Below are 7748 nucleotides of genomic sequence, written 5' to 3'. Positions count from 1 at the left end.
GGCCTGCCGCCAGCGTTCAATCTGAGCCATGATCAAACTCTTCAATTAGAATTTTTCTTGTTATCCCCATTTCCGAAGAAACAGGTCTAACGCTCAATGAATACTGAATTACTTTTTTGCCCTAAGGCAAAACTGCATTGACTGTGTTGACAGTGTCACTTCGAAAAGCTCAACCATCTTGGGTCACTCAGTTCATTGATAAATCTTATGTCTATCAAGTACGAGTGCCCACACAGATTGTATAGGTCAAATTGTTAAAGAACGTTGACTTGGTAAGCGGCTTAACTCGCCGTGTTCCGTGTCGATGGGGCGCAGTATAGGGACTTCAGAGTTTGGCGCAAGTGGTTTCATGAAAAAAATCACACTTTCGATGCCAAATGGTCACTAATCGCTCAAAATCGACATTTTTGTACAAAATGCATGCTGCATATACAAATCTGTACCGATGAGAGTCAGAGGTCAAGGCCCATATGTCGATATGATTTCACTGCAATGACTGTTTTGTGACTGCGAGATTATTGAGTAAAGCACAGAATCCAAAAACCGCACGACTATTTTTTAATCAAAATTGCATGTTAGTCAATTCTCGTACAGCCCAGAGAACACGTGGCCTTGACTAACTCTTTCTTTATACGAAAAAAAGCCCGCTAACGCGGGCTTTCTAGAATAGTTTCTGCAGAAACGGAGATTACATCATCCCGCCCATGCCACCCATGCCGCCCATATCAGGCATTGCAGAGCCATCTTGCTTAGGCGCTTCGGTTACCATTGCTTCAGTGGTAATCATCAGGCCAGCGACAGATGCTGCAAATTGCAGAGCTGAACGCGTTACCTTGGTAGGGTCCAAGATACCCATTTCAATCATATCGCCGTATTCGCCAGTCGCTGCGTTGTAACCGTAGCTACCTTCACCAGCTTTCACGTTGTTAGCAACAACAGAGTCTTCATCACCGGCGTTCAATGCGATTTGACGAATTGGCGATTCCATCGCGCGCAGCGCTACACGAATACCTACATTTTGGTCTTCGTTGTCGCCTTGAAGATCTACGACTTTGTGTGCAGCACGGATTAGTGCAACACCGCCACCGGCAACCACGCCTTCTTCTACAGCTGCTCGTGTTGCGTGCAGTGCATCTTCTACGCGATCTTTCTTCTCTTTCATTTCAACTTCAGTTGCTGCGCCAACTTTGATTACTGCAACGCCGCCTGCCAATTTAGCAACACGCTCTTGCAGTTTCTCTTTGTCGTAATCTGACGTTGCATCTTCGATTTGCTGACGGATTTGAGAAACACGACCTTGGATAGATGCTTCATCACCTGCACCATCAATGATAGTGGTGTTTTCTTTAGTAATAGTAATGCGTTTTGCTTGACCAAGATCTTCCAGCGTTACTTTCTCCAGTTCCATACCGATTTCTTCAGAAATCACAGTACCTGCAGTCAGTGTCGCAATGTCTTGTAGCATTGCTTTACGGCGGTCGCCGAAACCTGGTGCTTTAACAGCAGCGACTTTCACGATGCCACGCATGTTATTCACAACAAGTGTTGCTAATGCTTCACCTTCTACGTCTTCAGCGATAATCAGCAGTGGACGTGAAGATTTCGCAACTGCTTCCAGAGTCGGTAGCAATTCACGGATGTTTGATACTTTCTTGTCAACCAATAGGATGAATGGGCTATCTAAATCAATAGAACCAGACTCTTGGTTGTTAATGAAGTAAGGAGACAGGTAGCCGCGATCAAACTGCATACCTTCTACTACGTCTAGCTCGTCTTGAAGAGATTGACCTTCTTCAACAGTGATAACACCGTCACGACCAACTTTTTCCATTGCTTCTGCAATCAGTTTACCCACTGTCTCATCAGAGTTTGCTGAGATAGTACCAACTTGCGCAATCGCTTTGGTATCTGCACATGGAACAGACAGTGCTTTCAACTCTTCAACAGCAGCGATGACTGCTTTGTCGATACCACGCTTCAGATCCATTGGGTTCATACCCGCTGCAACTGCTTTAAGACCTTCAGTAATGATAGATTGCGCGATAACCGTGGCAGTTGTTGTACCGTCACCAGCAGCATCATTAGCTTGTGACGCCACTTCTTTAACCATTTGTGCGCCCATGTTCTGGAATTTATCTTCCAGTTCAATTTCACGAGCAACAGATACGCCATCTTTAGTAATAACAGGTGCGCCAAACGATTTGTCCAGAACAACGTTACGACCTTTAGGGCCAAGGGTTACTTTCACTGCATTTGCTAGAACGTTTACGCCTTCCAGCATTTTTGTACGTGCATCATTGCCAAACTTAACGTCTTTAGCTGCCATTTCTCTCTTCCTTTATAAATTCTGTTTCTATAGTGAAATAGTAATTACTCAACGATAGCCATGATGTCGTTTTCAGACAGGATCAGGACTTCTTTACCATCAATTTTTTCAGTCTTAGTGCCGTAGCCTTCTGAGAAAATAACAGTGTCGCCAACTTTAACGTCCAAAGGCTGAACAGTGCCGTTCTCAAGGATACGGCCTTTGCCTACTGCTAGCACAACACCGCGAGTCGACTTCTCAGCAGCTGAACCAGTTAAAACAATGCCACCAGCAGATTTTGATTCAACTTCTTGGCGTTCAACGATTACTCGGTCATGTAGTGGACGAATGTTCATTGGTCGTCTCCTGAATTAATGTAGTGATCCATGTATGGAATTAAAAAGGAAACAACAGCGTTCGTCGCTTCCAAAGTACCTTCTAAGTGGGGGTGGGTTATCTCAATCCCAAGGGGGAAAATGCAAATTTTTTCCATTTTTTTGGCCAATATCTTTTGCGACATCACATTCTATCCATTAGGGTAGCCCTGCCTTATAGACAAAGAAGATAGCCAGTCGATTTCGACATTTCCGCTTTTCTTCTCAAAGCGAGAAGAAACTATCCGAGAGTAGTATGAAGGATAAACATGGCCTACTGACAGGGCCCATCGACCAAGTCCTCAAAAACATGACCATTCCTATGGTGTTTGGCCTTGTTGCTATTTTGGCTTTTAGCCTTGTTGATACCTTCTTTATATCCCTTTTAGGTACAGATGCATTAGCAGCGGTTAGTTTCACCTTCCCGATCACGTTTGCCGTGAATTGCATCACTATGGGCATAGGGGTAGGCCTTTCAACTTGTATTGCCCGTTCGCTTGGCAAGCGTGATATAGGTGATGCAGCAAGAATATCCGGACACGGGTTGATTTTGGCGGTGCTACTGGTCATTGTTGCCAGCATCATTGGCCTATCGACTATAGATCCGCTTTTTAGGCTGTTGGGTGCACAAGACCGCTTACTTCCGCTTATCCATGATTACATGAACGTGTGGTATCTCAGTATTCCTTTGCTCGTGATACCTATGGCCGGCAACTCTGCCATACGCGCCACCGGAGACACCAAAACCCCTGCGAAGATTATGATCGTGGCTGGCGTCATCAACGGCCTTCTCGATCCATTACTGATATTTGGTCTCGGCCCTGTCCCCGAGTTAGGCGTACAAGGTGCCGCCATCGCCAGTGCCATTAGCTGGGCAGGGGCGCTCGTATGTTCTTTGTATGTACTAATAAAGAGGGAAAAGCTGCTTGCTCGCCCATCCCCTAGTAAACTCATTCAAGATTGGAAAGACATCCTTGCCATCGGCACGCCCGCCGCGTTATCGAATGCATTGAATCCGATATCCGGCGCCATTCTCATGATGTTATTAGCCGCACAAGGCACGGCTGCAGTTGCCGCTTATGGCGCGGCGCAACGCATAGAATCTCTTCTACTTATTGTTATGATGGCATTGACCTCAACATTAACACCGCTAATGGCACAAAATTTCGGAGCCAGTAACCCATCGAGAGCTTTCGATGCATTGTTCCGAGCCATGCGCTTTTCCATCTTGTTCCAGCTACTCATTTTCATTGCAATGGTGCCATTAAGCGCGCCTATCGCATCTATGTTCAGTCAAGAACCTGCGGTGCAAAACAAACTGTGGCACTACTTGATTGTTGTGCCGGCAAGTTACGGTATGCAAGGAGTAATGATGATGTTGGTCAGTGCGCTCAATGCCATGAAAAAACCAGTGCTGGCTTTCGCGATAAACCTTATGCGTTTATTTGTTTTGCTACTGCCGATGGCGTGGATTGGAAGCCTTTTAGACAACACAGAAGGTATGTTTATCGGTATCGCTGCCGCCAATGGCATCGCGGGTATGATTGCTTATGGCATCGCGTTGTTACTTCGTCGTCGCACTCTGGCAACGCCAGTCCCTACTTCGTAAGTCAACATGACAAACCACAAACCGTTTAATCTTCGAGTTCTCGGGTTCGATGTTGAAGTGTATCAAGCGCGGCGTATAGATCGTGATACTGAGTCCCCGTAAGCCCATCAAGCACTTTACGCTCCCAATCCAACACCCGTGGCACTATCTTTTGATAAAGTTCATTGCCTTGCTGGGTCAATCGAATAAGTGCAGCGCGTTGATCTTTCTCTAGCGTCTCACGCATCACTATGCCACTCGCTTCGAGCCTATTGAGGATGCGCGATACCTTTACCTTATCCATACTCGTTTCTTTGGCTAAGTCTTTCGACAACACCCCATCTCTTGCACCAAGTGAAGCCAATACTCGCCATTCTGAACGGCTGATCCCAAATTCCTTTTGATAAATTTTCGCTAACGCATCTGAGACGTGCATTGCTGTTTTTACTAACTTGTAAGGTAAAAAATCATCCAAAATAAATGCTTGTGCATTCGCCATACGGCTTTCCTTTTTCGTCACATTACAGCCCAAGTAACAACCACAAAAATCACTCGATATTCAGTTGCCACTTTTTAACATTGGGCACTATGCTTAATGTAGTTTCAAATGAAACTATTTACCAGCTCCCTCAAATCACCCACACAGACAACGTGCGGCAGGAGGACAAATGCGAAAGTGGTTTTCGTTCCCTATAAAAGAAGGCGTAACATCGCAACAGGCGCATTGCGATTTACCCGACGGTACCTTTGAACGCGAATGCGGCAAAGAGGGCTTTTTTGGCCCCGCCACGCACATGTACCACCAGCATGCTCCTACTGGTTGGATAGACTGGGAAGGAGACCTCCGCCCACACGCCTTTGACACCAACAACATTGCCGATACGGGTAACAACCCACTCACCGCACCTTTATTGCTCTCTAACTCCAACGTGAAAGTTCGAATCTGGCGCTGCCATCAAAACATGGATTACTTGGTCAGAAATGGGGACGGTGATGATTGCCTGTTTGTTCATGAAGGCGCAGGGTCGTTATATTGTGATTACGGACATCTGACATTTCGAGATGGCGACTACCTCATCATTCCACGCTCGACCAACTGGCGCATCGAACCCAACTCGCCGGTCACGTTATTGATGATCGAAGCCACCAACGGATCCTACATGGGTGCGGAACGCGGGATCGTCGGCGATCATGCCATCTTTGATCCTGCGATGCTCGAACATCCTCGTATGGATGAACGCTTCCTCGCCCAGCAACAAAAAGAAGGCCAATGGGAGGTCTATTTAAAATCACGCAATGCAATGAATCGAATCACCTACCCGTTCAACCCACTCGATGCGGTTGGCTGGAAAGGCGAACTCACCGTATTTAGGCTCAATTGGCGTGATATCCGCCCATTGATGAGTCATCGATATCATCTGCCTCCCTCAGCACACACCACTTTCGTGGCCAACGGATTTATCATTTGCACTTTTGTGCCTCGCCCTATTGAGTCAGACCCCGGCGCATTAAAAGTGCCCTTCTATCACAACAATGATGACTACGATGAAGTGATTTTCTATCACAAGGGCGAGTTCTTCAGCCGCGACAATATTCACCCCGGCATGGTGACACATCACCCTTGTGGTTTTCCGCATGGCCCGCACCCCAAAGCATTTGAAGCTGGCGCCAAAGCAAAGAAAAAGCAAACCGACGAAGTCGCCGTCATGATCGACACACGAATGCCGCTAGATTTGGGTGAAGCAGCTAAACAAACCGAAGTTGACGATTACGTAATGTCTTGGTGCACGCCCCTCGAGGCTAGTCCAACGAAACGGAATAAAGAAATGAAGGAGTAAACAATGAAACTGGCCTCCCTGAAACACCGCCGCGATGGCAAACTCATTTTAGTGTCCCGCGATCTGACTCAAGCCGTTGATGCATCAGACATCGCCTTCACTCTGCAAGATGCCTTAGATGAATGGGATACCCTATCGCCACTGTTGCAAGCACGTTATGACGCATTGAATGCCAACAAAGCATCCGGTCGATTTACATTTCACCCAGTAGACTGCGACTCACCACTGCCCCGCGCCTACCAATGGGCGGATGGCAGCGCCTACGTCAATCACGTGGAATTGGTGCGCAAAGCACGTGGGGCAAGCATGCCTGAGAGTTTCTGGACCGATCCCTTGATGTACCAAGGCATGTCCGACAAATTCCTCGGCCCTCGTGACAATATCGAACTGTGCGACGAAAGCTGGGGATGTGATTTTGAAGCGGAAGTGGCCATCATCACTGATGATGTCAACATGGCAACCTCATCTAGTGAGGCTGGAGAACACATCAAATTACTCATGCTGGTCAACGATATCTCACTAAGAAACCTCATTCCAGGAGAGCTTTCGAAAGGTTTTGGTTTCTTTCAATCCAAGCCCGCTTCGGCATTTTCCCCCGTCGCTGTCACTCCTGACGAATTAGTATCGAACTGGCAAGACAACAAAGTGCACTTGCCATTGTCCGTACATCTTAACGATGAATTATTCGGCGCACCCAATGCAGGCGTCGACATGACGTTTGATTTTGCCGACCTCATCGCGCACGCAGCAAAAAGCCGTCCATTGGGCGCTGGCACCATTATCGGCTCAGGAACTGTGTCAAATATTGACCGTAGCAAAGGCTCTTGTTGCATTGCAGAGCGACGAATGTTGGAAATTCTGGATCTTGGAGCACCCAAAACCTCCTTTCTACTCTATGGTGATAGGGTCGGAATCGAGATGCATGACAAGGAAAGTCGTTCAATCTTCGGACGGATTGAGCAAGAGGTTACCCCTTACGGGATAGCGCAACAAAGATAGCAAGGAAGAGCGAGCTTTGAAGCTTTATGACTACAGTAAATCGTCAGCCTCATACCGCGTTCGTATTGCGCTCAATGTTAAGGGGCTGAGCTACCAGCCCCAATCAGTATCGTTACTCGACGGCGACCAAAAAAGTGATGACTATATGACGATTAATCCCAGTGGGCTGGTTCCCACCTTGGTCGATAATGGTCAAGTCTTGACGCAATCGCTGGCAATCATCGAATACCTAGAAGAGGTATACCCATCCCCTTCGATATTGCCAACAGATAGCGTTGCACGCGCCAAATGTCGAGCTTTAGCACTAGACATTGCCTGTGATATCCATCCTTTGAACAACCTTCGGGTACTCAAACACCTTACTGGCCCAATGGGACACAGTGAAGACGAAAAACTGGACTGGTATTTGCGCTGGCTTCGCATAGGACTGAGCGCAGTAGAAAAGAAGGTGGAACACTCACAAACCGCGTTTTGTTGTGATGATATTCCAACGCTTGCCGATATTTGTCTTATTCCACAGCTGTTTAATGCCCGCCGCTACCATCTCGATTTGACCCCCTACCCAACACTAAAAAAGATAGAACAGCACTGCCAGGCCTTACCCGCCTTTGAGCAGGCGCATCCAGACAATGTTTAGGAGCAAG

General features: G+C 47.2%; 7 protein-coding genes. 4 read left to right on the top strand and 3 right to left on the bottom strand.

Annotation, left to right across the window (positions count from 1 at the left end; genetic code table 11):
* Positions 1–688 precede the first annotated feature (688 nt).
* Together groL and ACED36_RS18940 are read right to left on the bottom strand one after the other, a co-directional pair.
* Complete coding sequence (groL, locus tag ACED36_RS18945; RefSeq protein WP_016960696.1) at positions 689–2326, bottom strand: chaperonin GroEL; 1638 nt, start codon at positions 2324–2326, stop codon at positions 689–691.
* Positions 2327–2370: 44 nt separating this feature from the next.
* Positions 2371–2661, bottom strand: a complete 291-nt coding sequence (locus ACED36_RS18940) for a co-chaperone GroES (protein ID WP_016960695.1) — start codon at positions 2659–2661, stop codon at positions 2371–2373.
* A gap of 274 nt (positions 2662–2935) precedes the next feature.
* Here ACED36_RS18940 and ACED36_RS18935 point away from each other — a divergent pair, with 274 nt between their 5' ends.
* Positions 2936–4288, top strand: a complete 1353-nt coding sequence (locus ACED36_RS18935) for an MATE family efflux transporter (protein ID WP_371733692.1) — start codon at positions 2936–2938, stop codon at positions 4286–4288.
* Positions 4289–4313: 25 nt separating this feature from the next.
* Here ACED36_RS18935 and ACED36_RS18930 read toward each other — a convergent pair whose 3' ends face one another.
* Positions 4314–4766 (bottom strand): MarR family winged helix-turn-helix transcriptional regulator, encoded by a 453-nt coding sequence (locus tag ACED36_RS18930; RefSeq protein WP_016960692.1) that lies wholly within the window; start codon positions 4764–4766, stop codon positions 4314–4316.
* A 169-nt stretch (positions 4767–4935) separates the two neighbouring features.
* Here ACED36_RS18930 and ACED36_RS18925 point away from each other — a divergent pair, with 169 nt between their 5' ends.
* The 3 genes from ACED36_RS18925 to maiA are packed head-to-tail and all read left to right on the top strand — an operon-like array spanning position 4936 to position 7741.
* Complete coding sequence (locus ACED36_RS18925) at positions 4936–6105, top strand: homogentisate 1,2-dioxygenase (protein ID WP_371733691.1); 1170 nt, start codon at positions 4936–4938, stop codon at positions 6103–6105.
* A gap of 3 nt (positions 6106–6108) precedes the next feature.
* Positions 6109–7104 (top strand): fumarylacetoacetate hydrolase family protein, encoded by a 996-nt coding sequence (locus ACED36_RS18920; protein WP_371733690.1) that lies wholly within the window; start codon positions 6109–6111, stop codon positions 7102–7104.
* 16 nt (positions 7105–7120) lie between these two features.
* Entirely contained in the window at positions 7121–7741 is a 621-nt protein-coding gene (maiA, locus tag ACED36_RS18915; RefSeq protein ID WP_371733689.1) for a maleylacetoacetate isomerase, read from the top strand.
* The last annotated feature ends 7 nt before the right edge of the window (positions 7742–7748 follow it).

It is taken from the genome of Enterovibrio sp. FF113, from assembly GCF_041439165.1.
Taxonomy (GTDB): Bacteria; Pseudomonadota; Gammaproteobacteria; order Enterobacterales; family Vibrionaceae; genus Enterovibrio; species Enterovibrio norvegicus_A.
The sequence above is the reverse complement of the archived record's forward strand: the minus strand, read 5'-3'. Positions and strand labels throughout refer to the sequence as shown.

Excerpts from the sequence above, each read along its gene's own strand:
- groL (WP_016960696.1), bottom strand. The coding sequence starts at position 2,326 with ATGGCAGCTAAAGACGTTAAGTTTGGCAATGATGCACGTACAAAAATG.
- ACED36_RS18940 (WP_016960695.1), bottom strand. The coding sequence starts at position 2,661 with ATGAACATTCGTCCACTACATGACCGAGTAATCGTTGAACGCCAAGAA.
- ACED36_RS18935 (WP_371733692.1), top strand. The coding sequence starts at position 2,936 with ATGAAGGATAAACATGGCCTACTGACAGGGCCCATCGACCAAGTCCTC.
- ACED36_RS18930 (WP_016960692.1), bottom strand. The coding sequence starts at position 4,766 with ATGGCGAATGCACAAGCATTTATTTTGGATGATTTTTTACCTTACAAG.
- ACED36_RS18925 (WP_371733691.1), top strand. The coding sequence starts at position 4,936 with ATGCGAAAGTGGTTTTCGTTCCCTATAAAAGAAGGCGTAACATCGCAA.
- ACED36_RS18920 (WP_371733690.1), top strand. The coding sequence starts at position 6,109 with ATGAAACTGGCCTCCCTGAAACACCGCCGCGATGGCAAACTCATTTTA.